Origin of the sequence: Microlunatus endophyticus (assembly GCF_014646195.1) — a bacterium.
Classification (GTDB): Bacteria; Actinomycetota; Actinomycetes; order Propionibacteriales; family Propionibacteriaceae; genus Microlunatus; species Microlunatus endophyticus.
The window spans coordinates 373,639-399,248 of sequence record NZ_BMMZ01000004.1 but is presented as its reverse complement, the minus strand read 5'-3'; the positions used below and the strand labels follow the sequence as shown (position 1 = coordinate 399,248).

General features: G+C 67.2%; 24 protein-coding genes. 6 read left to right on the top strand and 18 right to left on the bottom strand.

What is annotated here, in order from left to right:
- Nucleotides 1-4 precede the first annotated feature (4 nt).
- Genes IEY07_RS10900 through leuA form a run of 3 tightly spaced genes read right to left on the bottom strand, consistent with a single transcriptional unit; the run spans nt 5 to nt 4,016 of the window.
- The gene (locus tag IEY07_RS10900) at nt 5-1,195 is read right to left on the bottom strand and encodes an MFS transporter (RefSeq protein WP_229669950.1); all 1,191 of its coding nucleotides are present in this window, start codon (nt 1,193-1,195) and stop codon (nt 5-7) included.
- A complete protein-coding gene (locus IEY07_RS10895; protein ID WP_188895357.1) occupies nt 1,192-2,337 on the bottom strand; it encodes a Gfo/Idh/MocA family protein in 1,146 nt (381 codons plus the stop codon). The genes IEY07_RS10900 and IEY07_RS10895 overlap by 4 nt, the downstream gene beginning before the upstream one ends.
- Entirely contained in the window at nt 2,334-4,016 is a 1,683-nt protein-coding gene (gene leuA, locus IEY07_RS10890) for a 2-isopropylmalate synthase (RefSeq protein WP_229669974.1), read from the bottom strand. The genes IEY07_RS10895 and leuA overlap by 4 nt, the downstream gene beginning before the upstream one ends.
- Nucleotides 4,017-4,356: 340 nt before the next feature.
- Between leuA and IEY07_RS10885 the strand changes: the two genes are divergently transcribed.
- The 4 genes from IEY07_RS10885 (at nt 4,357) to IEY07_RS10870 (ending at nt 9,418) form a co-directional block, all read left to right on the top strand.
- Nucleotides 4,357-6,195, top strand: a complete 1,839-nt coding sequence (locus IEY07_RS10885) for an esterase-like activity of phytase family protein (protein ID WP_188895353.1) — start codon at nt 4,357-4,359, stop codon at nt 6,193-6,195.
- Nucleotides 6,192-6,608 carry a hypothetical protein gene (locus IEY07_RS10880; RefSeq protein WP_188895351.1) on the top strand — a complete coding sequence of 139 codons (417 nt, stop codon included), beginning with the start codon at nt 6,192-6,194 and terminating at the stop codon, nt 6,606-6,608. Before IEY07_RS10885 ends, IEY07_RS10880 begins: the two co-directional genes overlap by 4 nt.
- A 29-nt stretch (nt 6,609-6,637) precedes the next feature.
- The gene (locus IEY07_RS10875) at nt 6,638-8,317 is read left to right on the top strand and encodes a glycoside hydrolase family 13 protein (protein ID WP_188895350.1); all 1,680 of its coding nucleotides are present in this window, start codon (nt 6,638-6,640) and stop codon (nt 8,315-8,317) included.
- Nucleotides 8,318-8,410: 93 nt separating this feature from the next.
- On the top strand, nt 8,411-9,418 hold the full coding sequence (locus IEY07_RS10870; RefSeq protein WP_188895349.1) for a GNAT family N-acetyltransferase: 1,008 nt from the start codon (nt 8,411-8,413) through the stop codon (nt 9,416-9,418).
- A gap of 1 nt (nt 9,419) precedes the next feature.
- Here IEY07_RS10870 and IEY07_RS10865 read toward each other — a convergent pair whose 3' ends face one another.
- From IEY07_RS10865 to IEY07_RS10805, 13 genes are all read right to left on the bottom strand, one after another.
- Entirely contained in the window at nt 9,420-9,758 is a 339-nt protein-coding gene (locus tag IEY07_RS10865; protein ID WP_188895347.1) for an NIPSNAP family protein, read from the bottom strand.
- 34 nt (nt 9,759-9,792) lie between these two features.
- Entirely contained in the window at nt 9,793-11,226 is a 1,434-nt protein-coding gene (locus IEY07_RS10860; RefSeq protein WP_188895345.1) for an MFS transporter, read from the bottom strand.
- Between the two features lie 228 nt (nt 11,227-11,454).
- Nucleotides 11,455-12,750 (bottom strand): M20 family metallopeptidase, encoded by a 1,296-nt coding sequence (locus tag IEY07_RS10855; RefSeq protein WP_188895343.1) that lies wholly within the window; start codon nt 12,748-12,750, stop codon nt 11,455-11,457.
- A complete protein-coding gene (gene era / locus IEY07_RS10850; RefSeq protein WP_188895341.1) occupies nt 12,751-13,671 on the bottom strand; it encodes a GTPase Era in 921 nt (306 codons plus the stop codon). It abuts the gene before it with no gap.
- Complete coding sequence (locus tag IEY07_RS10845; protein ID WP_229669949.1) at nt 13,664-14,059, bottom strand: cytidine deaminase-like protein; 396 nt, start codon at nt 14,057-14,059, stop codon at nt 13,664-13,666. Before IEY07_RS10845 ends, era begins: the two co-directional genes overlap by 8 nt.
- Nucleotides 14,059-15,396: a hemolysin family protein gene (locus tag IEY07_RS10840; RefSeq protein ID WP_188895339.1), complete on the bottom strand. Its 1,338-nt coding sequence runs from the start codon at nt 15,394-15,396 to the stop codon at nt 14,059-14,061. The genes IEY07_RS10845 and IEY07_RS10840 overlap by 1 nt, the downstream gene beginning before the upstream one ends.
- A 2-nt stretch (nt 15,397-15,398) precedes the next feature.
- On the bottom strand, nt 15,399-15,893 hold the full coding sequence (gene ybeY, locus IEY07_RS10835) for an rRNA maturation RNase YbeY (RefSeq protein ID WP_188895337.1): 495 nt from the start codon (nt 15,891-15,893) through the stop codon (nt 15,399-15,401).
- Nucleotides 15,890-16,843, bottom strand: coding sequence for a PhoH family protein (locus IEY07_RS10830; protein ID WP_188895447.1), 954 nt, complete (start codon nt 16,841-16,843; stop codon nt 15,890-15,892). The genes ybeY and IEY07_RS10830 overlap by 4 nt, the downstream gene beginning before the upstream one ends.
- A gap of 243 nt (nt 16,844-17,086) precedes the next feature.
- Nucleotides 17,087-17,512, bottom strand: coding sequence for a DUF5709 domain-containing protein (locus tag IEY07_RS10825; RefSeq protein ID WP_188895335.1), 426 nt, complete (start codon nt 17,510-17,512; stop codon nt 17,087-17,089).
- A gap of 59 nt (nt 17,513-17,571) precedes the next feature.
- Nucleotides 17,572-18,015, bottom strand: coding sequence for a nitroreductase/quinone reductase family protein (locus IEY07_RS10820; protein ID WP_188895333.1), 444 nt, complete (start codon nt 18,013-18,015; stop codon nt 17,572-17,574).
- Nucleotides 18,016-18,132: 117 nt separating this feature from the next.
- Nucleotides 18,133-19,410: a tRNA guanosine(34) transglycosylase Tgt gene (tgt, locus tag IEY07_RS10815; RefSeq protein ID WP_188895331.1), complete on the bottom strand. Its 1,278-nt coding sequence runs from the start codon at nt 19,408-19,410 to the stop codon at nt 18,133-18,135.
- Nucleotides 19,407-20,966, bottom strand: a complete 1,560-nt coding sequence (locus IEY07_RS10810) for an FAD-dependent monooxygenase (protein ID WP_188895329.1) — start codon at nt 20,964-20,966, stop codon at nt 19,407-19,409. Before IEY07_RS10810 ends, tgt begins: the two co-directional genes overlap by 4 nt.
- 50 nt (nt 20,967-21,016) lie before the next feature.
- Nucleotides 21,017-21,745: a 16S rRNA (uracil(1498)-N(3))-methyltransferase gene (locus IEY07_RS10805; protein WP_188895327.1), complete on the bottom strand. Its 729-nt coding sequence runs from the start codon at nt 21,743-21,745 to the stop codon at nt 21,017-21,019.
- Nucleotides 21,746-21,773: 28 nt separating this feature from the next.
- Between IEY07_RS10805 and IEY07_RS10800 the strand changes: the two genes are divergently transcribed.
- Entirely contained in the window at nt 21,774-22,376 is a 603-nt protein-coding gene (locus tag IEY07_RS10800) for a GNAT family N-acetyltransferase (RefSeq protein WP_188895325.1), read from the top strand.
- A 49-nt stretch (nt 22,377-22,425) separates the two neighbouring features.
- Here the strand turns inward: IEY07_RS10800 and IEY07_RS10795 are convergent, their stop codons facing one another.
- Nucleotides 22,426-23,505 (bottom strand): AAA family ATPase, encoded by a 1,080-nt coding sequence (locus IEY07_RS10795; RefSeq protein ID WP_188895323.1) that lies wholly within the window; start codon nt 23,503-23,505, stop codon nt 22,426-22,428.
- Between the two features lie 595 nt (nt 23,506-24,100).
- Between IEY07_RS10795 and IEY07_RS10790 the strand changes: the two genes are divergently transcribed.
- Nucleotides 24,101-24,781, top strand: a complete 681-nt coding sequence (locus IEY07_RS10790; RefSeq protein WP_188895321.1) for an SDR family NAD(P)-dependent oxidoreductase — start codon at nt 24,101-24,103, stop codon at nt 24,779-24,781.
- Here the strand turns inward: IEY07_RS10790 and IEY07_RS10785 are convergent, their stop codons facing one another.
- A complete protein-coding gene (locus IEY07_RS10785; protein WP_188895319.1) occupies nt 24,782-25,504 on the bottom strand; it encodes a class I SAM-dependent methyltransferase in 723 nt (240 codons plus the stop codon).
- Nucleotides 25,505-25,610 lie beyond the last annotated feature (106 nt).

Sequence of the window (25,610 nt, the reverse complement as noted above, 5' to 3'; positions counted from 1 at the left end):
GGATTTAGTGACCCCTCGGGCGGAGGGCGCCGGCGCAGAAGAAGCCGACGATCAACAGGATGATGATCACGAACAGCGCATTCAGCAGGCCGACGTGTTCGGACAGCGCGCCGACGACCGGCGGGCCGCCGAGGTTGGCGACATAACCGATGGAGGCGACCACACTGACCCGGGCGGCCGGATTCGGCCCGCTGTCGGCAGCGGCCGACATCCCGAGCGGGAAACCCATCGACACCCCGACCGCCCACAGCACCACGCCGATCAGCACCAGCCAGGCCGGGCCGCCGAGGATGAAGAACAGCAGCCCGACCACGCCGACGGCGGTGGTCACCCGAATCGCCACCACCCGGCCGATCCGGTCGACGAGCGGGCCGCCGCCGACCCGTGCGGCGGTCTCGCCGATCGCGAAGACGGTGAAGTACGCCGCCGCGATCGCGTCCGGCTGCCCGTGACCGTCGCGGACGCCCAGGGTGAGCCAGTTGTTGGCCGAGCCCTCGCCCAGCTCGACCCCGAGCATCACCAGTCCGATCAGCAGCAGCCGCAGATCGGTCCAGCCGCGCAGCCAGGCCCGGATCCGGTCGGCCATCGGAGCCTTCTCGCCCTCCTGGGGCGCTGCGACCGGGATGAATCCGGTCGCGATCGTCGCAGCGATCGCCACCAGGACGGCCTCGCCGACGAACTGCCAGTCGAAGGGGATGTGCAGCCCGGCCGATGCCGCCCCGATCCCCGACCCGATGATCACGCCGGCCGACCAGGCCGCGTGCATCAACGGCATCAGGGTCCGCCCGGCCGCGCGTTCGACGGCCGAGCCCTCGACGTTGATCATCACGTCGACCGCGCCGATCCCGAAACCGACAGCGACGAAGCCGAGCGTGGTCAGCCAGACGCTGTGCGCCATCCCCGCGCCCAGACCGATGGTCGCAACACCGGCCGAGACCAGCCACAACGTCGAGCGGATCGCCATCCGGGCGCCGAGCCGGCCGATCAGCGCCGACGAGACCAGGCCGCCGATCGACCCGATCGTCACCCCGCCGAGGATCAGCCCCAGGAAAGAGTTGTCGATGCCGAGGTCGGCCCGAAGGCTCGGCAGCCGCGGTCCCCAGGTCGACATCGTGATCCCGCCGAGGGCGAAAGCGACGATGATCGCGTTCCGCCAGCGTGCCACGGCACGCTGGTCGAGGAGCTCGTCGGTCACCGGTGCGGGAACCAGGTGGCGAGCGCGACCGGGTCCGCCCACGGCGTGCCGGCGGCGAAGAATCCTTCCCCGCCTTCGGCCGCCCGGCGTGCCCAGTGCTCGACGTCCTTGATCACGGGGCGCGCCGACGGCCCGACACCCTGGATGTCGACACCGTCGGTCAGCGGCAGCGGGTCACTGGCCTGGATCGCTTCCAGCACGGCCATGTACGGCGCATGCCCGGCCAGCGCGGAGATCAGCGGCGTGCCGTCGGCCAGGTGATCGAGCAGGTTCTCGGTGAGATCGATACGCCCGAAGGTGTCCGTCTGCCGGCTCCCGTCATGATCAACAGTGAGCACGTCGACGGTGTATTGCAGATCGAGGCGTCCTTCGCTGCCGATCACCGACACGACCGGCGGCTGATCGTTGCCGGGACCGCACAGGGTGAGGGCGACGCTGACCGGCAGCGCGTCGCGACGGTCCACCCGGATCCAGGTGGTGTCGTCGGATTCGTTGTCCAGGTTGGCGCGATAGAGCTCGGTCCGTACAGCGTGGATCTGATCAAGGGTGTCGATGCCGGCGATCCGCAGTGCCTGAGCGACCGCATGGGCCAGGGCATTGGTGGCCACGCCGTCGGAGACCTGGTGGCCATCCAGCCTCCGCCGGCCGCTCCACGGCGACCGCTGGAAGTAGGCCCGGTCGCGGGACCAGACGCCGAGCCCGGTGATCAGCTGTGGCTCGCCGATCACCCCGCCGGCGACCAGCGCCGAGATCCGGGGCAGCGCCAGTGAACCGAGCGCCTGGAAGCCGATCTGGCAGCTGAGGCCGGTCTCGGCGGCGACCGCGGCCAATCGGTCGTATTCGGCCATCGAGGCGACCGGCGGCTTCTCCAGGTAGACGTGCGCGCCGGCCCGGAACGCCTCCTCGGCCAGCGGTGCATGGGTGTGGATCGGCGTCGCGATGATCACCACGTCCGGGTGCTCGGCGGACAGCAGCTCGGTCAGCGTCGGGAAGTGACGTACTCCCGGTTCGAGATCAGCGGGCGGCCCGGCGGGATCGGCGATGCCGACCAGCCGCGTACGACCCAGCTCGGACAGCCGGGCCAGATTGGCCCGGTGCACGCGTCCGAAGCCGGCCCCGCCGGCCAGCCCGACCCTGATCACGCTCGGTTCACGGCTCCTGCAACGGCCTTGAGCGAGGCGGTCACGATGTTGGCGTGCCGGCCGACACCCCAGACCACCTGGGAGTCCTCGCCCTCGCCGATCTCGCACTCGACGTAGGCGGCCGCGAGCGCGTCGCCGCCCTGGCTGAGAGCGTGTTCGTGGTAGTCGAGCACACGGACACGATATCCGAGTCCGGCGATCGCATCGATGAAGGCCGACAACGGGCCGTTGCCCTCTCCGGTGATCGTCACCTCGCGCCCGTGATCACGAACGACCGCCTCGAGATGGTCCTTGCCGTCGTCACCGGACCGGTTGGTGACCCGGACCAGGTCGAGTGGATCGGTGAGTGTCAGGTAGTTGCGGGTGAATGCCTCGCCGATCTGGGCCGGTGACAGTTCGCCGCCCTCCTCGTCGGTCTGGTTCTGGATCACCCGGGAGAATTCGATCTGCAGCCGGCGCGGCAGGTCGAGCTGGTGTTCGCTCTTCATGATGTAGGCGACACCGCCCTTGCCGGACTGGGAATTGACCCGGATCACGGCCTCGTAGGTGCGGCCGACGTCGTACGGATCGATCGGCAGGTACGGCGCCTCCCAGGCGATCTCGTGCAGGCCGACGCCCGTAGTCTTGGCCTTCTTCTCCAGATCCTCCAGGCCTTTCTTGATCGCGTCCTGGTGGGATCCGGAGAAGGCGGTGTAGACAAGATCACCGGCATAGGGATGGCGTGGCGCCACGGGCAGGTTGGTGCAGTATTCGACCGTCCGACGGATCTCGTCCAGATTCGAGAAGTCGATCTTGGGATCGATGCCCTGGCTGAACAGATTCATCCCCAGCGTCACAAGATCGACATTGCCCGTGCGCTCACCGTGTCCGAAGAGACAGCCCTCGACGCGGTCGGCCCCGGCCATCACGGCCAACTCGGTCGCGGCGACGGCCGTACCCCGGTCGTTGTGCGGGTGCAGACTGACGGTGGTCACCGACCGTCGGGTCAGCTGCCGGCAGAACCACTCGATCTGGTCGGCGTACACATTCGGTGTTGCGGATTCGACCGTGGCCGGCAGGTTGAGCACGATCTCTCGCCCGTCCTCCGGCTGCCAGACGTCGCTGACCGCCTCGCACACCTCCAGCGAGAACGGCAGCTCGGTGTTGGTGAAGATCTCCGGACTGTATTCGTAGCCGATCTCAGTCTTGGCCAGGTTGGCCTCGGAGTATTTCATCACCAGTTCGGTGCCACGGACCGCGATGTCCTTGATCTCGTCCTTGCTGGCGCGGAAGACGACCCGGCGGAACAGCGGCGCGAGCGCGTTGTAGAGGTGGATCGTCCCGTGGTGGATCCCGATCAACGACTCCGTGGTCCGCTCGATCAGGTCCTCGCGGGCCTGGGTCAGCACCGAGATCGTGACATCCTCCGGCACCCGGTCCTGCTCGATCAGCTGCCGTACGAAGGCGAAGTCGGTCTCGCTGGCCGACGGGAAGCCGACCTCGATCTCCTTATAACCCATCTGGACCAGGAGCTCGAACATCCGCATCTTGCGGGCCGGCGTCATCGGGTCGATCAGCGCCTGGTTGCCGTCCCGGAGGTCGGTGGACAGCCAGCGCGGCGCCTGGGTGATGGTCTTGGAAGGCCAGGTGCGATCGGGCAGATCGACAGGGGTGAAGGCCTTGTAGCGGCCGAACGGCATCGGGCTCGGCTGCTGGGTGGTGATAGACGGTCCGGTCCGCCAGGTGCGGGCATCGATCCGGTCAGGGGTGTGGTCTGGGTTGCTCATCATTCCTCGCTGATCATCGAGTGGTGCGGGCCGGTGGCACGGCGAACTCCGCAGCGAGGATGCCGACCCTTAGCGGGACTCGCTGCGGCAGCGAAGGAGGAGCAGGCGGAAAGCCACGAGAAGCACTGTAGCAGCCTCACCAACCTTTAACCGGACGGCAACACGGAGGTGCGCAAACCTGCCGTAGCGTGGACGTTGGTCGACGTCGCCGTCGATGCCATCGGGACCAGCCCTGCCAACCGAAAGTCCCTGAATGCAAACGAAGCGACCCTTCACACCTGCCCGTCGTGCCCTCGTTGCGATCTGTGCCGGCGTTCTCACGCTCGGTTCGGCCGTCGTGCTGCCCACCGGGGCCGCCCGCGCGGACGGCCCCGGTAGCACCGCCGGCCAGTCGTTCCACCGGCTCGGGCCGACCAGCACAACCGACTCCGGAGCTGCCGCCGCGACCGTGACCGACTCGGCCGTCAGTCACGACGGCCGGACGCTGGTCTCGATCGACAGGTCCGGTCTGACCTTCAGCTCGCTGTCCGACCCGGCGGCGCCGAAGCGCCTGGCGCGGGTGTCGATCGACAGTCCTACCGCGGTCGCGGTCGCCGGGGACCGGGTGCTCGTGGCGCGCTCCGATGCGCTCGTGGTCATCGGACTGAGCAGCCGTCGCAGACTCGGCACGATCACCCTGGACGGCACGCCGTCCGACGTCGCTACCAGCTCCGACGGTCGTCGGGCAGCGGTCGCACTGAACACCGGCAGCCTGCTGCTCCTCAGCCACCTGTCCGGCGCCCCGTCGGGGTGGCACAGCCGGACGTCGACGATCAGGCTCGATGCAAAGTCGGGTCTGCTGCATCGTTCTGATCCCCAGCCCGATCAGATCGCCTACTCTCCCGATGGCAGGAAGATCGCGATCACGCTGCCGGACAACGATGGCATCAGCATCGTCCGGGCCATGGACGGCGGCCGGATCCGGGCGATCAGCGCGGGCGTCGCCAACGTCACCGGCATCGACACCCACGCCGACGGCGCCATCAACCTCGTCGACAACCTCTGGAGCCGGAAACGGCGGCCGACCGGAGTCGCCTGGATCGACAACAACCGGCTGGCCTCGACCAGCCCGGGCACCCGCAGCTGGTCGGTCTACGACACCTCGGCGGGCAAGCTGACGTGGGACTCCGGCACCGGACTGGAGTACCGGGCGGTGGAGAACGGCCTGTACGCCGACGCGGACTCCGGACACGGCGGCACCTCACCGGACACCGTGGCAGTCGGCGAGCTGGGCGGGACCGCGTACGCGTTCATCGGCGTCAAGCACGGCAACTTCACCGCCGCCTACAGCCTGGCCCATCCGGCCGATCCGTCCTATCGGCAGCTGCTGCCGACACAGGCCGCGGCGCCGATCACCGTCACCGCGAAGGCGGTGATCGCCGCCGGCGACATCTTCGGCCTCAAGCCCGGTGCCCCAGACTTCCCGACACTGCAATCGTCCTGGGCGGACAACAAGCCGCTCGGCTGGGACGGCACCGTCGGGCTGGCGGCCGACCAGTTCCACGCCGAGCAGGTCTACACCCTCACCGGGCAGAACCCGACCCAGATCCTGTCCGTCAACACCTCGACACAACCCGCCAAGATCGACTCGGCGATCACCCTGCGGCGCAACAACAAGCCCTTCGGTGTCCAGGCGACCGGGCTCTACCAGCGTTCGGACGGCAAGTTCGTGATCGCCGCCACCGGCGCCCATGCGGCCGACAACCGACTGCTGATCGCCGACCGCAACGGCAACGTCGGCTCTTCGATCACGCTACCGGCCGACGTCACCAAGGGCATGGCCGACACCGGCGGCCTCAGCGGAGTCTCCGGTACGACGATCAACGGCACCGAGTACCTCTGGGTCAGCTTCGCCCGCCCCCTACGGCGGGACCCGGACGGTGTCTTCCGGATGGGGCGTTACGACACCGACAACAAGACCTGGACCTGGTACGGCTACCGGCCCGAATCCGACACGGGGTCGGTCGAGGTCGGCAGCATCAACGTCGTCGACGAGCACCGGCTGGCGCTGGTCGAACAGCGCGGGGTCGAGCAGAAGGCCCCCCTGACTTGACCTCCGCCCAGCAGGTCACCACGGTCACCATTCCGGACGGCGGCTCGGCCAGGAACGACGGCCTGACCCACACCGTCCCGGCCGAATCGCCCCCGGACCTGATCGCTCGGTTCACCAAGGCGGCAGACCCGTTGCCGACGGCGGTCACCGGGTTGGTGACCGCCGGAAACGATCATGGTTTCCTGCTGGCCGACAGCGCCCGCGATCCGGTCGCCGGCAGCCAGCCGGCCTTGGTCGATCTCGGCGCCACGGCGGACGCCTTCCCCGAGCACGCCAGCGCGCTCGGCACCACCCTGGCGAGCTGGCTGCTGCCACTGTCCGGCGTGATCCTGATCGGGATCAGCAGCCTGGTCGCGGCGGGAATCCTGGTCGGATCCAAGCTCCGGAAGCGGCCGCGGACCCTCACGACCTGACAGGCGCCCGCGGGGTCTACGCTCGGCGCATGATTGAAGACAGCACCGCTGCTGACTGGTGGCGCCAGGCCGCGGTTTACCAGATCTATCCGCGCAGTTTCGCCGATGGGAACGGCGACGGAATCGGCGACCTGCAAGGGATCATCTCCCGCATCGACTACCTGGTCGCCCTCGGGATCGACGCCGTCTGGCTGAGCCCGTTCTACCCCTCCGCGCTGGCCGACGGCGGCTACGACGTGGACGACTACCGCGACGTCGATCCCAGGATCGGCAATCTCGACGACTTCGACGAGCTGGCCAAACGGCTGCACGAGGCGCGGATCAAGTTGATCATCGACATCGTGCCGAACCACAGCTCCAACCGGCACCGGTACTTCCTCGAGGCGCTCGAAGCCGGCCGGGGCTCGGCCGCACGCCGGCGCTACATCTTCCGCGACGGTCGCGGCGCCAGCGGCGAACTGCCGCCGTCGGACTGGAAGTCGGTCTTCGGCGGCCCCGCATGGACGCAGGTTGCCGATGGCCAGTGGTATCTGCACCTGTTCGCCCCGGAGCAGCCGGACTGGAACTGGGATCACCCGGATGTGCACGCCGAATTCCAGCAGACGTTGGAATTCTGGGGCGATCGCGGCGTCGACGGCTTCCGTATCGACGTCGCCAACATGTTGGCCAAAAAGCTCCCCGACGAGCTTCCGGACTTCGCGACCCTGACGCTGGAGGGCCAGTACGCCGAAGGTGCGCACCCGATCTGGGACCGCGACGACGTCCACGACATCTATGCCGAATGGCGCAAGATCTTCAACCGCTACACGCCGCCGCTGACCGCGGTCGCCGAGGCGTGGGTGCCGGCGCACCGCCGGGTCCGCTACGCCAGCCCGGAGGGCCTGGGCCAGGCATTCAACTTCGACTTGTTGCGCGCCAACTTCGATGCGCCACAGTTCCGAGCGATCATCTCCGAGAATCTCGACCTGGCTGCCCGTTCCGGCGCGTCCAGCACCTGGGTGCTGTCCAACCACGACGTGATCCGGCACACCACCCGCTACGGCCTGGGCCCTGAGGACGCGACCGGCATGTTCGGGCCGTCGGTCGGCCAGGAGTGGTTGAAGGCCGGCGGACCGAGCGATCAGGAGGATCGGGCCACCGGACTGGCGCAGGCCAGGGCGGCAACACTGGTGACGCTGGCGCTGCCGGGCAGTGCCTATCTGTACCAGGGCGAGGAACTCGGGCTCCCCGAGGTCGCCGAGATCCCTGTCGGCCGCCGTCAGGATCCGACCTTCTTCCGCACCGATGGGGAGCAGATCGGCCGTGACGGCGCCCGGGTGCCGTTGCCCTGGACTGCAGACGGGCCGTCGTACGGCTTCAGCTCCTCGACAGGCTCAGGGCATGAGTTGACGGGCTCAGCGCCGCATCTGCCGCAGCCGGAATGGTTCGCCGATTTCGCGGTTTCGGTCGAGGACGGCGATCCGTCGTCGACACTGGAGCTCTACCGGGCCGCGCTGGCGCTGCGGCACCGGCTGCAGACCGATGAGCTGATCGAGTGGGTCGATCTCGGCGAACCGGAGGTGCTCGCCTTCCGGCGGCCGAACGGCTGGCTCTCGGTGACCAACTTCGGCGACACCGCCGTGCCATTGCCCGAGGGCGAATTGTTGATCATCAGCTCGGGCGATCCGAGTGAGCTGGGGGCGTACGCGACCGCCTGGCTGCAGCAGTAGCGACGCCACAGCCGGAATTGCCGTCGGACCCGGAATCCCTGAGGAGCGAAAACCAGTGGACCGGAGAGCCTGCCCCCGTGCAGGCTCTCCGGTATGCCTTATGTACAGGTCCGCCCGGACGACGAAGCGGCCGTCAAGCTCCTTACCGACCTGTTCAACGCGGTCGGTGCGGTCGACGATCCCGACGATCCACCGACCCTTCCGGAGCTCGTCGCCGGGGACCTGAAATACGGTTGGGACCTGGAGCCCGGGGAGCGCTACCTCTACTACCCTGACGGCGCCACTGAGCCGGTCGGGTCGATCCGGCTCAATGCGTCCCAGCGGGACAATCTCCACATGATCAGCGTCGGTGCGATCGTCCATCCCGACCATCGTGGCCAGGGTCATCGCGAGATGATGTACACCGAACTGTTGCGCCGCGCCCGTGAGCGTGGCCGCTTCACCGTCTGGTCCGGCTGCGCCAACGACGACCAGGAATCGGCAGACCTGCTGAAGAAGTTCGGCTTCCGCTACGCCAGCCACGAGGCGCGTCGCTACCAGTTCCCGGCCCAGCTTGACCAAGATCAACTGGATCGGCTGTACGCCGAGGCGCAGGACAAAGCGCCCGACTACGAGCTGGTCCGGACGATGGTGCCCACCGACGACGAGCTGCTGGGACAGCTCGTGGCAGTGACCGAGGCGATCAACGACGCGCCGATGGGCGACCTGGACTTTGAGAATGAGAAATTCGACCTCCAGCGGCTCAAGGACTTCGAGAACGCAGCCCAGGCCAAGGGTGAGCGGATGTACCGGGTCTTCGCACGGCACAAGGCGACCGACGAGATCGGCGGGCACACCGTGATGATGACCCATCCGCTGCAGCCGACCTATGCCTGGCAGTACGACACCGCCGTCCATCGTGATCATCGCGGCCACCGGCTCGGCATGCTGGTCAAGCTGGAGATGATGCGCTGGCTGACCGAGGTCGAACCGCAGATCGAGCGGATCGAGACCTGGAACAACGCCGACAACAGCTACATGATCAACGCCAACGAGGCGATCGGCTACACCTTCTCCCGGCTCTTCGACACCTACCAGCTCAAGCTCGACGAGCAGGGCTGAATCAGTGCAGGGGTGAGTAGTCGGTCGGGTCCATGAAGACCGAGTCGACACGTTCGGTCAGCACGCCGTCGACCTCCGAGTCGGCCTTGGCCTTGATCCAATCGGGATCGGCGCGGAACTCCTCCCAGGCCCGGTCCGCAGAGGTTCGGTCGGGGAAGGCCAGGAGGTAGACGAGCGTCCGATCAGCGGCCTCGCCCTCGGTGGGGGTGAAGAAGCCGATCACCTCCATGCTGTGCCGCTCGAAGAGTGCCAGTGTGTGCTCGCGGAAACGCCGCTGCAAGGCCGTCAGCCTGCCTGGGTTGGCGACGTAGGTGCGCAACTCGAAGATCCGATCGCTCATGACGACCATCCTCGCAGGGCGGCCGACACCATGATCAACGGGCCACCTGAACCCGGTCCGCCTCCCGCACCATGTCGCGTGCCTCCGCCGGGGAACCGGCTGCCGGTGTCGAGCCCCACAGCGCCTTGCCGTTGGACTCCGGGACTCGGTGGATCGAGACGATGCCGATGATGCCGGCCGCGATCAGGTAGTACGCCGGCCACATCAGGTTGCCGGTGGTGCCGACCAGGGCGGTCATCACGGTGGAGGTCGTGCCGCCGAACAGCGAGACCGAGATGTTGAAGGCGATCGACAGCGCCCCGGCGCGGACGACTGTCGGGAACAGCGACGGCAGGGTCGACGGCATCGTCGCGCTGAAGCAGATCAGGCTCAGGCCCATGATCAGCAGGCCGGCCAGGATCGCGGCGACGCTGTCGGCCCTGATCAGCAGCAGCGAAGGGATCGACAGGACGATCAAGGCAAGAGAACCCAGCCGTACGATGATCTTTCGGCCGAACCGGTCCGACAGCCGGCCGATGATCGGGATCACGATCCAACAGACCGCCATCACGATGATCTGCAGCAGCTGCGACGTCAGGTCCGAGACGCCACCACTGCCCTGGAGCTTGGCCATGGTCGGGAAATAGCTCGGCATGTAGGCGGTCAGCATGTAGTTGGTGACGTTCCAGGCCAGCACCAGCCCGATGCAGGCGAGCATGTTGGGCCACAGCCGGAAGATGTCGCGGAACTGTCCGGAGACCTTGTTCTGGCTCTCGCGTTCCTCCGACTGCTTCTCCAACTCCAGATAGGCCGGGGTGTCGGCGAGCCTCGACCGCAGGTAGACGCCGATCAGGCCGAGCGGCAGCGCCAGGAAGAACGGCAGCCGCCAACCCCAGGACAGCATCTGCTGATCGCCGAGCACGGCGCCGATCACGGTCGAGACGCCGGCGCCCAGCAGGTAGCCGGAGAAGGTGCCGACCTCGAGCAGGCTACTCAGGAACCCGCGTCGGCGATCCGGGGCGTATTCGGCGATGAAGGTCATGGCGTTGCCGTACTCGCCGCCGGTCGAGAAGCCCTGCACCAGGCGGCAGGCCAGCAACAGGAAGGGGGCTGCGATGCCGATCGCGTCGTACGACGGCAGGACGCCGATCGCGAAGGTGCCCAGGGCCATCATCACCATGGTCGTGGCCAGCACCTTGTTACGGCCGATGCGGTCCGACAGCGGACCGAAGAACATCCCGCCGAACGGCCGGATCAGGAAGGCGACCGCGAACAGGGCCGCAGTCAGGATCGCACCGAGGGCGCCGGGCAGGTTCGGGAAGAAGACCTTGTCGATCGTCGTCGCCAGGTAGCCGTAGACACCGAAGTCGTACCACTCGGTGATGTTGCCTATCGCCGCCGCGCCGATCGCCCGCTTGATGACATCCGGTTCGGTAACCGTGATGTCGTCGACCTTCAGCCGCCGGCGCACGTTCTGGGGCCCGAACATGAATCCCACCTTCCGTCTCGGAAATACCCACAGATCCCGGGCAGAAACGGGCCGCAATAGTACGCGGCGCAATACACGATGGCAAATCCCATGACCTATGCCACATAATCGCCACACCGAGGCCCGAGCGAATCATGGATGCATATGTCGGCTAATAATCAGCTGGCCAGGATATATTTCACGGACTTCCGGATTGTGATTCGACACACAAGCAGCGGGGCTCACGGGTCAGCTGCAGAAGCCGACGATCGACCGGGCGTACAGCTTCGCTGCCTGCTCGATGGCGGTGACGGCGACATGTTCGTTCGGGCCGTGGCACCAGGTCAGGACGCCGGGGCCGAAGGACGGGATCGTGGGCAGCCCGGCCAGGTCGAACCACGGCGCATCGGTGGCGCCGGGGAATACCGACAGCGGCGGCACCCGGCCGAGGACAGCATCAGACGCGCCGGTCACGGTAGCCACCAGCGGGTGGTCGGCGGCGATCTCGCTCGGCGGGATCCACTCGAGCTCCGGTGCCGGAATGATCACGGCGTCGAGGTCGGGGTCCGCGGCCATCCTGGCGTCGAGCCACTTCCGCAGGTCGACGAGGATCGACTCCGGCGTCATCCCAGGCAGTGCGCGCAGATCGCAACCGAAGCGGGCCCGGCCCGCGATCGTGCCGTACGAGACACCGCCCTCGACCAGCACCCCGACATTCAGAGTGGGACCGCTCTCGCCGAGCGGGTGCGGCTGGTAGGTCAACCCGGTCCAGCGGTCGAGGTCGGTGATCAACTCCGCGAGCTTGACGGTCGCGTTGACCGCCGGCATCCGGTCGGACAAGCTGCTGTGCAACTGGGTCCCGCGCACTTCGATCATGAAGGCGAACAGGCCGCGGGAGACCAGGTGCAGGGCCTGGTAGTCGTGTTGCCAGCCGCCCGGCTCACCGATCAGGCAGGCGTCGGCGCGAGCGGCGATCAGCGGCGCAACGTACCGGGCACCGAAGCGTGACCCAGCCTCCTCGTCGGCGAGCAGTGCCAGCGTGACGTCACCGGCGACCGGACCCCAGGCTTCGCGGACCGCATGGGTTGCCATGATCATTGCCGCACATGCGGCCTTCATGTCGGCTGTCCCCAGCCCGTAGAGGATCCCGTCCATCACCTCCGGCACCAAGGGATCGGTACGCCACTGGTCACGTGCGGGACCGACCGGCTTGGTGTCCAGATGTCCGGACAGCATCAACCGGCGACCGCGTCGGCCACCTCTCTGTTGATCATCAGCCGACCCGGTGCCGGGCAGCGTCGCGACCAGGTTGGGACGGTCCGGGTCCGCAGCCAGGATATCGCCGACCGGAAGGCCGAGGTCGCGCAGCCGCTGCCGGACCACGCCGACGATGGCGACCTCGTCGCCATACGGGGGTATCTGGCTGTCGACCGCGACCAGGTCCTCGGCCAGCGCCAGCAGCTGGCCGCGATGATCATCGAGGAACCGATCAAGGACGGCGAGCCGTGCCGGTTCGGCGGGCCGGTCGGGGTCTGACGGGAGCATTCAGAAGCCGAGGCGGTTCAGGTGCTTGGCGTCCCGCTGCCAGTCCTTGAGCACCTTGACCTTCAGGTCGAGGTAGACCGGTGTGCCGAGAATCGCCTGAATCTGGTGGCGGGCGCTCTGGCCGACCTCTTTGAGCCGGCTGCCTCGGCGGCCGATCACGATACCCTTCTGCGATTCGCGCTCGACGATCATGGACGCGTAGACGTCCAGCAGCGGCTTGTCCTCCGGACGGTCCGGGCGCAGTCCCATCTCGTCGATCTCGACCGCGATCGAGTGCGGCAACTCGTCCCGTACGCCTTCCAGGGCCGCTTCGCGGATCAACTCGGCGACCAGCTGCTCCTCGGGTTCGTCGGAGATCTCGCCGTCCGGATAAAGCTGCGGGCCCGGTGGCAGCAGACCGACGAGGAGATCGGTGAGCAATGCGAGCTGCTGACCGGCAACGGCCGACACAGGGACGATCTCGGCCCATTCGATCCCGAGCTCGGCTTCCAGGGCTTGGATCCTGAGCAGGTGCTCGGCCATCCGGTCGCCGCCGACGAGATCGGATTTCGTGGCGATCGCAACCAGCCGGGGCCGTTCGGGCAGCTTGGCGATCTCGGAGACCAAGAAGGTGTCTCCCGGACCGATCCGCTGATCGGCGGGCAGGCAGACGCCGATCACATCGACCTCCGACCAGGTGTCCCGGACAAGATCATTCAGCCGCTCCCCCAACAGGGTCCGCGGCTTGTGCAGACCAGGCGTGTCGATCACGACGAGCTGGGCGTCCTCGCGGTTCACGATGCCACGGACGACGTGCCGGGTCGTCTGCGGCTTGCTGGAGGCGATCGCGATCTTGGTGCCGACCAGTGCGTTGGTCAGCGTCGACTTGCCGGCGTTCGGCCGTCCGACGAAGCAGGCGAAGCCGGAGCGGAATTCAGCCATCGACGGTGATCCTGCCCGTCACCGTGCCGCGTGGATCGGTGACCCAGACGACAACACCGCTGCCCGGCAGATCCGCGATCACAGCAAGATCATCCGCGCTGGGCCCGACACCTGACACGGCAACGGCCTCCAGGCCGCGCGCTCCGGAGGAGACTGCCATCGCCAGCGCCACCTGCACTGCGGAGAGTTTCAGATGATCAAGGTCGACGGTCGCGGCGGCGTACGTCCGGCCGTCGGTGTCGCGGACGCTGGCACCCTGCGACGCCTGGGTGCGGGCCAGGGCCGAACGCGCCAAGGTGATGATCTTGAGATCCTCGGGGTCGGTCGGCTCTTCCAGGTGCCTCGGGTTCTCAACGGGCAGGGCATGCTCGACAGGCTCAGTGCTCATCAGGACGCCTTCGCAGAATCGGATTCGGTGGCCGGGATGATCATCGCATGCTCGTCGTCGGCGGGCGCAGCCTCATCGATCCGGCTGACGACGACGGTACCGACCTTGTTGCGCCGGCCAGAGGACCGTTCGGCAACCAGTTCCAGGCCGCCGTATTTCACCACCGCGCCGGCGATCGGGACCTTGTTCAGCACCTTGGCCATCAGTCCGCCGACCGTTTCGACATCCTCGTCCTCCAGTTGCATACCGTAAAGCTCTCCGAGCTCGTCGACGGGCAGCCGGGACGAGACCCGGTAGCGATCATCACCGAGCTCGGTGATGTCGGTGTTCTCCACGTCGTACTCGTCGGTGATCTCCCCGACGATCTCCTCGAGGATGTCCTCGATGGTCGCCATCCCGGCGGTGCCGCCGAATTCGTCGATGACGATCACCAGATGGCTGTGCTTGAGCTGCATCTCCCGCAACAACTCGTCGACAGGCTTGGAATCCGGGCACCACTCCGGCTTACGCATCAGCTGGCTGACCTTCTCGGTGTTCTCGGCCTTGGGGTTGTCGTAGACGCGTTTGATCACGTCCTTGAGGTAGAGGATGCCGACCACGTCGTCCAGGCCTTCGCCGATCACCGGGATCCGGCTGAATCCCGATCGCAGGCACAAGGACATGCCCTGGCGCAGGGTCTTGGTGTCCTCGACATAGACCATGTCGGTACGCGGCACCATCACCTCTTTGACCACGGTGTCGCCGAGCTCGAAGACCGAGTGGATCATCTCCCGCTCACCCTTCTCGATCAGCTGGCTGGCCTCCGCAAGGTCGACCAGCTCACGCAACTCGGCCTCGGTCGAGAACGGTCCTTCACGGAATCCTTTGCCGGGGGTCAGCGCATTGCCGATCAGGATGAGCAGCTTCGGGATCGGGCCGAGCACGGCGGTGATCAGGGCCAGCGGGCCGGCGACCACGCTGGCGATCTTGTCGGCATGTTGGCGGCCGAGAGTGCGCGGTGCGACACCCCACCAGACGTAGCTGATCACGATCATGATCACGGAGGCGAGCAGGATCCGGGACCAGCTGTGCCGGAATTCGCCGAAGACCACCAGGGCCACCAGCACGATCGAGCAGATCTCGAAGACCGTACGGACCAGCAGTGCGGTGTTGAGGTAGCGCGGCGGATCCTCCATGATCTGCTGCACCCGGGCAGCGCCCGGCCGGCCCTGCTCGACCAGCCGTTCGGCACGGGAGCGGGAAAAGGATTGCAGGGCCGACTCGGCTGCGGCCAGCACCCCGGCGATGATCACCAGAATCAACGCGATGACGAGCTGGATCCAGTCGGTTTGGTCCATGATCAACCAGCCGGGGTCGTACCGGACGGGCCGTGCACCTGCATGCCCCGTTCGGCATCCCACAACTGCAGCAGCCTGTCCTTGAGGCCGAACATCTCGACCTTCTCCTGAGGCTCGGCATGATCGAATCCGAGCAGGTGCAACAAACCGTGGACCAGGAGGTATTCGGCCTCGGCATCCGGTGTCCGCCCGTGTTCGGCCGCCTGCCGACTGGTCACCGCCGGGCAGAGCACGACATCCCCGAGCAGACCGAGCGGCGGCTCGTCGTCATCGTCGGGGATCCGCAGCTCGTCCATCGGAAAGCTCAGGACGTCGGTGGGACCCGCTTCGTCCATGTACTTCTCGTGATAGGCCGACATGGTGTCCTCGTCGACCAGCAGGATGGACAACTCCGTCTGCGGATGGATCCGCAGCTGCGCGAGCGTGAATTCGGCCAGCCGGACGAGGCCGGTACTGTCGGCCTCCGAACCGGACTCGTTGTTGATCTCAACGGTCATCGTCGGTGTCCTGTCGTCGGACGCTGCTCGTTCGTTTTGTCGTTCTGCTCGAACTTGTCGTAGGCGGCAACGATCTTGCCGACCAGCTTGTTGCGGACCACATCGTGGTTGGTCAGCCTACAGAACGCGATGTCCTCCACCTGGTCCAAGATGTCCTGGACAGCCCGCAGACCACTGCGCGTCCCGCCAGGCAGGTCCACCTGGGTGACATCACCGGTGACCACCATTTTGGAATTGAATCCCAATCGCGTCAGGAACATTTTCATTTGCTCCATCGACGTATTCTGTGCCTCATCCAAAATGATAAATGCATCGTTAAGCGAGCGGCCGCGCATATAAGCCAGCGGCGCGACCTCAATAGTTCCGGAAGTCAGTAGCTGGGGAATGGATTCCGGATCGATCATGTCGTGCAGGGCGTCGTACAACGGCCGCAGGTACGGGTCGATCTTGTCGCTCAGCGTCCCTGGTAGGTAGCCGAGATGCTCGCCCGCCTCGACCGCGGGACGGGTGAGGATGATCCGATTGACCTCTTTGTTCTGCAGCGCCTGGACGGCCTTGGCGACCGCAAGATAGGTCTTGCCGGTGCCGGCCGGACCGATGCCGAAGATCACGGTGTGCTTATCGATGGCGTCCACATACCGCTTCTGGTTCAGCGTCTTGGGCCGGATCGTCTTGCCGCGGCTGGACAGGATGTTGTGGGTCAGGATGTCCGACGGCCGCGCCTCGTCACGCTCGACGATCATCGTGACCAGGCGCTCGACGTTGTCGCTCGTCATCCCCTGGCCGGTCCGCACGATGGTGATGATCTCGCCGAGCACCTCGGCGCCCATCTCGGTCGCGGTCGGATTACCGGTCAGCGTGATCTCGTTGCCACGGACGTGGATATCGGCGTCGAGATCCCGCTCGAGGATCCGCAGGAAGGCGTCCCCGGGGCCGAGAACGCTCACCATGTTGATCGACGTGGGGATGGTCACCCGGCTCGAAACCGGGGCGGGGGCCGACGCTGCCCGGGCAGATGATGCGGATGGCGCAAGTTCGGCGCCCGCGGCAGTCGGAACCGTCACGGCGCCCGAACGGGATGTGCTACTCAGAACTTCCTCGCATGCTTGGTTCGACAGGTTGGAGTCGAGTCTAGTAAGCCCGAGTGCATCCGCCCAACGATTACGCCGACCGATTGCGTGCGGAGCGGGGCGTCAGCCTCGCTCGTCCGGGGAGTCGACGACGTGCACGGCCGCCTCCTCGGCGCTGGCCGCCGAGCCGTCGATACCGACGTCCTCACCGATCAGCTCGGACTCCTCGTCATCACCGATGCCTTCGTTGGGATCGATCAGCCGACCGGCGCGCTCGCGGCCGACCTCGCCGTCGTCGATGAAGTCGTCGTCGTCCGAGCTGTCGTCGCTGTCCGGTTCCTCCTCGGCGAGCCGTTCGTCCAGCGTCTCGTGATCGCCGCGACGGGCCAGCACCGACCAGTTCTCCGGGGTCGTCAGTCCCTCGTCGAGGGCGTCGTCGACACCCCTGTCCTCCAGGCCCGAATCGGGCTGGTACGGGTCCTGGTCCAACTGCTCGGACTCATCCGGAATCTCATCGTATTCGGCCGGATCCAGGTCTCGATCGCTCATAGCTCCCACTCTGTCAGATTCGCCCATCAAAATCGTCAGTCAGGTCGTCAGTCGGGTCGTCAGCTTCCCGGCAGCAGCCGGATCTCCATGACCTTGCGTCCGGCGGCTATTACCCGGTCCAACTCGGCATCGCTCACCTTCCCGTCGACGATCCGCACGTCGCCGGGGTAGGCCAGCGTCGGCACCGCGTCCAGGATCTGCCGCAGCCGACGGGCCGCCTCGACCGGATCGGAGACGACGTCCGCGGTGCCCTCGCACGCCTTCAGCCGGATCAGGATCCGCACCCGGGCCCCGCCCCGCAGGTTCTTCCACCAGGGCGAGCCGGTCGTGATCCAGACCCGGTCACCCTCGCGGTAGTAGCCGATCGGGGTATGGAACACCTTGCCGCTCTTGCGCCCGGTGAATTCCAGCGACGCCCAGCGGCGGCTCAGCAGCGGGTGCAGCGGGGTGTGCAGCACGACCATGAAGAACGCCTTCACGGCCAGCGGAACGAATCTGTTCATCAGACGGCTCGACCTTCCCGGCAGTTTGCGGTAGCCAGCGCTCTTGTCGGCAAGGCGCTGCTGATCGGCTGGGTGCTCACTCACACGATCGCGGATGCCCACATTCGGCGATGCTAATCACCGTGCGACGGATCGGGCGTAGTAGCGGCCCAAGAAATCGGCCTTCAGATCGGCGAAGTAGCCGCCGGCGATCGAGGCGCGGATGTCGTCGACAAGCCGGACGATGAAGCGCTCGTTGTGGATCGTCGCCAGGGTGTTTGCGTTGATCTCCTTGGACTTGAACAGGTGGTGCAGGTAGGCGCGCGTGTAGTGCGTACAGGTGTAGCAGTCGCAACCCTCGTCCACCGGGCCGAAGTTGCGCCGGTTCGCTGCCGTGTTGACATTGAATCGCCCCGACCGGGTGTAGAGCGCGGCGTTACGGGCGACCCGGGCCGGGGACACGCAGTCGAAGGTGTCCGAGCCGTTCTCGATGGCGGCGAAGAAATCGTCCGGCTCGGAGATGCCCAGCAGGTGCCGCGGCTTGTCCACCGGCAACTCCTCGCACACCCACCCGACGATGGTGCCGAGATTCTCCTTCTCCAGCGCCCCGCCGATCCCGTAGCCGTCGAAACCGGATCCGTCGGCGGCGCGCAGGGCCACCAGATCGCGTACGGCCTTGCGCCGCAGGTCCTCATAGTGGGCGCCCTGGACGACGCCGAAGAGCGCCTGGTACGGCCGGTGGGTGCGCTCGGCGGTGAGCCGGACGTGTTCGTCCAGGCAGCGCTGGGCCCAGGAGGTGGTCCGGTCCAGGGAGAGCTCCTGGTATCCGCGCGGGTCGGACAGCGTGGTCAGTTCGTCGAAGCAGAACATGATGTCGGCACCGAGTTCGTGCTGAATCCGCATCGAGATCTCCGGCGTGAACCGCCGCCGGCCGCCGTCGAGGTGGGAGGTGAAGGTGACGCCGTCGTCGTCGACCTGCACCAGCTTGCCGCTCTTGCCGGACGATTTGCCGGACGACGAGTAGATCTCCCGCGGCCGGGCGCCGTCGGCCGCGCTCCGGGCGCTGTCGGCCAGCGACATCGAGATCACCTTCTTGTGGCCGCTGCCCAGGCTCATCACCTGGAAGCCGCCGCTGTCGGTGAAGGTCGGTCCCGGCCAGTTCATGAAGCAGGACAGACCGCCGGCCTCGTCGACGATGTCCGAACCCGGCTGCAGGAACAGGTGATAGGCGTTGGCCAGCAGCGCCTGGGCGCCGAGCTCGGCCATGGTCTCGGGTAGCACGGCCTTGATGGTCGCCTTGGTCCCGACCGGGGTGAACGCCGGTGTGGCGATGTCGCCGTGCGGGGTGTGGATGATCCCGGTCCGCCCCTGGGAGGTTGCCAGGTCCAGCAGGGGCTCGAATCCGAACGCGGTCACCGCATGAGTGTGCCAGAGGCCAGGCCGTGGAACCGCAACGCTTCCTGCAGCGCTGCCGGATCGCCGACCTGCGCGGCGGCCGCAACGAATCCGTCCGGGCGGACGAGGTACAACCGAGCCGGGTCGAGCCGTCCGGCCGGATCAGCCGGGAGTGCGTACGGACCGGTGACCCAGTCCGGCAGTCCGAGGCCGGCGACGTCCTCGACCGGTGCCGAATTTCCGGCGTAGCGGTGCAGTTGCCAGCTGAAGTCCCGCAGCAGGGCGTGGTTGGCTCCCGAGGGCGGCAGCCGGCGGCCCACCGCCTGATCGTCGGCGGCCGGCATCGGATAGTGGATCCGCACCTGGCCGAGATAGCCACCGAGCCGCTCCCCGGTCGGCAACCGGGGTGCCACCGTAGCTGCCAGTGGCGCGATCCAGGTCGCGATCTGCCGGCGGAGCAGCTTCCGCCCGCGGCGACGGCCGGAGACGACGCCGAAGGCCCGGTCGGTGACGGACACCAGGCGCCGGGCCACCGGCTGCCGCTCGGCCTGGTACCGGTCCAGCCGGGTGTCGCCCTCGGGATCATCAGGGCTGGTGCGGCCGGCGACCACGTCGGCGATCGCCAGGGCGAGATCGTGGGCGTCCTGCAAGCCGGTGTTCATGCCCTGGCCGCCGACCGGTGAGTGCACGTGCGCGGCATCGCCGGCCAGGAAGACGCGCCCCTTTCTGAATCGGGCCGCTGACCGATGGTGCACCCGGTAATGGGCGAACCAGTCGATCTCGTCGTAGTCGAAGCCGTAACGTTCGGCGACCTGTGGGAGAACGGTCTGGGCGGTCGGGCCGCCGCTGTCGGTGTCCGGGTCGGCGACGACGCCCAGCAGTCGCTGATGGCCTCCGGGTCCGAGCGGAAAGCCGAGCAGCAGGTCGTCGGAGCCGAAACGCAGGTTGATCACGCCGTCGGGCAGGCCGGTGACGCCGCGGGCGTCGGCGACCCAGAAGCGGCCCGGGTCGGTGACGCCCTCGTACGGGATGTCGAGGAGCCGGCGGACCAGCGAGCCGGACCCATCGGCGCCGATGCACCAGCGGGCCTCGATGTGGGTCAGCTGCCCGTCGCCGTCGGTCAGCGCGTGCACGCCGTCGGACGCCGGAACCAGGTCGACCACGCGTTCGCCCCAGCGCAGCTCGCGGCCCTGGTCGGCCAGCGGTCCGGCAAGCGCGTCGGCCAGTAGCTGCTCGTTACGGCTCTGCTCGAAAACGTGCAGGCCGGGATAGTCGCTGATCGGTTGTTGCAGGGTGCCGAATTCGATCCGCCGGGTGGTGCGCGCCCGCCAGCCGAGCTGGATCGCCGGAGCCGTGTACGAGTCGGCCAGCACCCGGTCGACGAGCCCGAGCTGGGCGTACAACTCCATGGAACGGGCCTGGACGCCCAATGCCCTGGACTCGCGGGTCGGGCCGGGCTTGGGGTCGATGATCTCCACCTCGACGCCGTTGCGGGCCAGCACCAGGGCCGCCATCAGGCCGGTCGGACCGGCGCCCACCACCAGTACGTCAGCCGTCCGCGACGCAGGGGTGCTCATGATCGTGACTTTACGCCCGGGTGGCCCGGGGATCAGCGCAGCAACCGCGTCTAGCGCAGCAGGATGGCTGCCATTGCCACGGCCGCGGCCGTCGACGTGCGCAGCACTCCGTCGCTGATCAACGCCGGTCTGCCACCAGTCGCCACCAACAGCTCGAGCTCCTCGGGGGCGATGCCGCCCTCCGGGCCGACGATGATCATGATCCGGCCGGCCGTGGGCAGCTCCAGCTCCGGCAGCCGGATCGTCGCTTCCTCATGCAGGATCAGGGTGAGATCATGATCATCGATCGCGGCCGCCAGTTGCTTGGTACTCGCGACATGATCGACAACCGGGATCCGCAACCGGCGGGACTGCTTGGTGGCTTCGCGTACGGTCGCCTGCCATCTGGCCAGCGATTTGTCGGCGCGATCACCGGACCAGCGCACGATGGATCGCGCGGACTGCCACGGGATGATCTTGGTGGCGCCGAGTTCGGTGATCATCTCCAGCGCGATGTCGGAGCGGTCGCCCTTGGCCAGTGCCTGAGCGACGGTGATCCTGAGCTCGGGCTCGGGGGTGAACATGGTCTGCTGCACCTCGACGGTGACGCTCGACTTGTCGGCTTCGGTCACCGGCCCGGCGATGCCACGGCCCGTGCCGTCGGCGATGATCACCCGCTCCCCGGGCCGGATCCGCCGTACGGTCGCCGCATGCCGGCCCTCTGGTCCGTCGAGGACCACCGTCGTCCCCGCAGCAGGCAGCGGATCGGGAAGGTCGCCGAGGAACACCGGGTCGGTCACTCCCCTATTCTGGGCCAGGAGGTACGCAATGGCTGACCAGGCCGCGGATGGGGTGATCGAGGTCCGCCCGGCGAGCGCTGACCGCTGGCCCGACGTCGAGGCCGTGCTGGCGCCAAGGGATCCCGACGCCCCGGCGTGCTGGTGTCTGTCCTACCGGTTGCCGAATGCCGAGAACAGGGGACTCGCCGGCCGGGCGCGCGGGGCGCGGCTGCGGCAGTACGCCGTCGAGGGCCGTCCGCCGGGTGTGATCGCGTACGTCGACGGGACGCCGGCGGGATGGTGCTCGGTCGCGCCGCGGCGCCTGCATCACCGACTCACGCACTCGCGGACCATTCCCGTGGTGGACGACGTCGACGTCTGGAGTGTGATCTGCTTCGTCGTCCGGGTCGGCTACCGCAGGCAGGGGCTGGCCCACCAGCTGCTCGACGGCGCGATCGCGTACGCACGGTCCGAGGGCGCCCCGGCTCTCGAGGGTTATCCGGTCGAGCCCGAGGGCGAGCGACTGGACACGGCGTTCGCCTACGTCGGCACGACCGGACTGTTCGCCGCACACGGATTCCAGACGGTGCTGCCGACCACTTCGCACACCGACCACAAACTCCGCTGGGTGATGCGGCTCGATCTGCGCTGACCCGCCATCCGGGTCGTACCCTCCGGCGCAGATCCGCGCACCGGCATATCTAGCGCTTCGGCCAGGACCAGGCCGGCTCGGTCAGCAGACCCTGGTCGACGACGACGGTCTCCCCATGGGGTTTGTCCAACTCGACCAGCGTCGCGCCACCGCGCTCCAACTGCCCGACGAGCGGGCCGAGCAGATCGGGATGCAGGCTGGTCTCAGGCTCGTTCAGGACGATGAGCTCGGCGGGACGAGCTGACAGCAGAGCCGCGACCCAGACCAGGTAACGCAGCGTCCCGTCGGACAACTCCTCGGCCCCCAGTGACCTGAGCAGATTCGACTGCCGCAGTCGCATCTGCATCCGTCCGGCGACGTCCCCGATCTCCAGCCGGCTACCCGGAAACGCCCGGTCGATCGCGGCCGCCAGCTGATCCGCATCGCCCAACTCTCGGATCGTCTGCAGCGCGGCCGCGAGATCATTACCGTCGGCGGACAGCACCGGGGTCCTGGTGCCGACGGCGGGAGCGCGGACCGGAGACTCGGCGTCAGTCCGGATGTGGTCGTAGAACCGCCACCCCCGCAGCATCGTCCGTACGCCCCGAAGATCAGGACTGTCGATCTCGTCGAGCATGCTCTCCCACGGCCGCAGCCTGCGATCGGCAGATTGCCAGCCGGACGCCTCCCGCAGCCTCACCTGGCTGCCCTTGCGCTCGGCCAGCAGCCCCGAGGGCCTGAGCACCGGTCCGTGCCAGACGGCCTCGACCTTGATCTCCGGATCGCGGCAGAACATGCTCCGCGACGGGATCGGCAGCCCGAGATCCAGCGCATACCCGAAGCCGTCACTGGCGAAGCCGAGCCGGAGCGCGACAGGGCCGGAGCGCACGGTCCCCTGAGCCGCCGCCAGGCCCTCCCTGACGGCCCGGCCGATCACTTCGGGTCCGGCCCACAGCGTCGAGTCGAGACCGCCTTCGCGCGCCAGGGCGGCGATCGCACCGTCCCTGCCGGTTGCCGCAAGAACGCGCAACCCGCGATAGAGATTGGATTTGCCGCTGCCGTTGGGTCCGGTCACCACGGTCACGGGCCCGAGCCCGACCCGCAGGCTCCTGATCGACCGGTATCCCTCGATGGCCAGTGTTGTCAGCACGCTCCGACGGTAACCGGCGGGTCGGACAGCGCCGCCCTTGCGAAGATCAGCTACGCGGCCAATCGGTCGTCAGGTATGCCTCGACCGTTCGGTGCCGAAAGGCGTACGGCCGTCCGCGATCGATGATTCCGCGGACGGTGTCCAGGCGTTGTGCGGTCGCGCTCAACTTCGCACCGTCGTGCACGCGCAACTGCTTGCGCGATCGCCTCCGTTCGCGCCGGCTTCCAGCCGGAAACCACATCGGCCTCGCTGATCATTTCGCTGGTACCTGGCATACCAGGCCCGCTCGCCCGCCAACTGGAACAGGAACGGCTCACCGCGACAGACGTCGGCAATCGGCCCGAGCGTCGTGGTCGCCAATCTCCGGGCAAAGCTGGCACCCCGTCGGGCCGAGACCATTAGCTGCGACAAGACATTGGCGTCAGAGATGTTTCTGTATCTCGTCCCGATCTCGACCAGCAGGTCGGTCAATGCCGAATATGGCTCAAGGCCCTCCCGCTGGTCGATCGTCAGGGAGACGCCGCTGACAGCAACGGAGCGAACCCGGTCGGCATTGCCGTCGGTACCGGACCGTGCCCCGCGTATCGTGCCGATCGTGGACCTTCAACTGCGTGATCAGGTGGTGCTCGTCATCGGGGGAACCGGGCTGATCGGCTCGGCCGTGGTCGCACGGCTGCACGCCGAAGGCGCGACGGCAATCGCCGCGTCCCGACATCCCGGCAACGACGGCATCATGATCGATGCCGCCGACGAGCAATCGCTGGCCGACGGCGTCGCCGAGGTGATCAGGCGTCACGGAAGGATCGATGCCCTGGTCGTCACCGCCGCACCCGCCGCACAGACGCTCGACCCGTCGCGGAGCTCCGATCCGGACCAGGTGATGGGCGCGATCGAGGCGAAGGCGATGGTTTTCCTTCGCGCGGCGACGGCAGTGATCCCGACGATGAAGAAGGCGGGCTACGGCCGGATCGTCGCGATCAGCGGCCAGAACGCCTTCCTGACGGGAAGCATCACCGGCTCCGTTCGCAACGCGGCAACCATCGTGGTCGCCGAGAATCTGGCCGACGAGCTGGCCAACACCGGGATCCTGGTGAATGCGGTCAGCCCGGGCACGGTCACCACCGACACCGGTCAGGAGGTCCAGCCGGGCCGACCGGGAAGCTCGACGCCTCAGCAGGTCGCCGATCTGGTGGTGTTCCTGTGCTCGCCACTGTCCGCCGTCTCGGCGGAATCGATCGCCGTGGGCCATCGCGTCCTCGGCGTGACCTCACTCTGATCAGGAGACCCCGCAGACCACATCGCCTCCGGTCGGACCCGACTGCTCGATGATCTCGAAGCCGTGGCGCTCCAGCTCGGCTCGGAGCGCTGCCGCGGTGAGGTGACGCCGGTTCGGCGCGTAGCGGGTGCCGTCGATCATGATCGCCTCGTCGTCCGACGACGCAGGATCCTGCGTCCAGACGATTCCGGTGGACGGATCGTAATGATCTTGACCGTCATAGACACGGTCCGGTGAATACATCGCCGTCGAGATCAGATACCGGCCATCGGGCCGCAGTCTCCTGCCTACGCCGTCCAGGACCGTTGCGCGATCTTCGTCCAGGACGATCGACTGCAGGCAGAAGCTGTCGACGACATAGTCGTACTGCTCCCCCGGTTCACCCCAGCGACAGATGTCCTCGACCTGGAAGCGGACGGACAGACCGCGTTCGGCCGCGAACCGGCGTGCGGTTTCGATCGCGTCCGGGACAAGATCAACGCCACGCACCCGATAGCCGCGGGAGACCAGAAAACATGCCGCGCCGCCCGTACCACAGCCGTATTCGAGAACCGACGGCCGACCTTCTGGATGATCAGGAAGGACTCGTTGAAGGAAGACACGGTTGGAGAAGTCGTCATACCCGCGACCGCCGTCACCTGCATGGAGATCGTTCCACTGCTCCAGCCCCTCGCGACGAATCCGCGCGTACGCGTCGAAGTGTTCCCGTTCGTAGTAGCACACTCTCGACTCCTTCCGCTCGGTCATAGGCCGCCGACATCAGAGGTTGATCATGGGCGGCGGCTGCTGAGTTCCTCGAACTCCGGGCCCGAGCCTACCGATGATCAAA

Bases quoted from the DNA above. Each gene is read 5' to 3' on its own strand.
- IEY07_RS10855 (WP_188895343.1), bottom strand. From the start codon at position 12,750: ATGCTCCCGTCAGACCCCGACCGGCCCGCCGAACCGGCACGGCTCGCC.
- IEY07_RS10845 (WP_229669949.1), bottom strand. From the start codon at position 14,059: ATGAGCACTGAGCCTGTCGAGCATGCCCTGCCCGTTGAGAACCCGAGG.
- IEY07_RS10800 (WP_188895325.1), top strand. From the start codon at position 21,774: ATGGCTGACCAGGCCGCGGATGGGGTGATCGAGGTCCGCCCGGCGAGC.
- IEY07_RS10870 (WP_188895349.1), top strand. From the start codon at position 8,411: ATGCCTTATGTACAGGTCCGCCCGGACGACGAAGCGGCCGTCAAGCTC.
- ybeY (WP_188895337.1), bottom strand. From the start codon at position 15,893: ATGACCGTTGAGATCAACAACGAGTCCGGTTCGGAGGCCGACAGTACC.
- leuA (WP_229669974.1), bottom strand. From the start codon at position 4,016: ATGCCGTTCGGCCGCTACAAGGCCTTCACCCCTGTCGATCTGCCCGAT.
- era (WP_188895341.1), bottom strand. From the start codon at position 13,671: ATGGCTGAATTCCGCTCCGGCTTCGCCTGCTTCGTCGGACGGCCGAAC.
- IEY07_RS10865 (WP_188895347.1), bottom strand. From the start codon at position 9,758: ATGAGCGATCGGATCTTCGAGTTGCGCACCTACGTCGCCAACCCAGGC.
- IEY07_RS10875 (WP_188895350.1), top strand. From the start codon at position 6,638: ATGATTGAAGACAGCACCGCTGCTGACTGGTGGCGCCAGGCCGCGGTT.
- IEY07_RS10860 (WP_188895345.1), bottom strand. From the start codon at position 11,226: ATGTTCGGGCCCCAGAACGTGCGCCGGCGGCTGAAGGTCGACGACATC.
- IEY07_RS10810 (WP_188895329.1), bottom strand. From the start codon at position 20,966: ATGAGCACCCCTGCGTCGCGGACGGCTGACGTACTGGTGGTGGGCGCC.
- IEY07_RS10885 (WP_188895353.1), top strand. From the start codon at position 4,357: ATGCAAACGAAGCGACCCTTCACACCTGCCCGTCGTGCCCTCGTTGCG.
- IEY07_RS10825 (WP_188895335.1), bottom strand. From the start codon at position 17,512: ATGAGCGATCGAGACCTGGATCCGGCCGAATACGATGAGATTCCGGAT.
- IEY07_RS10820 (WP_188895333.1), bottom strand. From the start codon at position 18,015: ATGAACAGATTCGTTCCGCTGGCCGTGAAGGCGTTCTTCATGGTCGTG.
- IEY07_RS10830 (WP_188895447.1), bottom strand. From the start codon at position 16,843: ATGGTGAGCGTTCTCGGCCCCGGGGACGCCTTCCTGCGGATCCTCGAG.
- IEY07_RS10840 (WP_188895339.1), bottom strand. From the start codon at position 15,396: ATGGACCAAACCGACTGGATCCAGCTCGTCATCGCGTTGATTCTGGTG.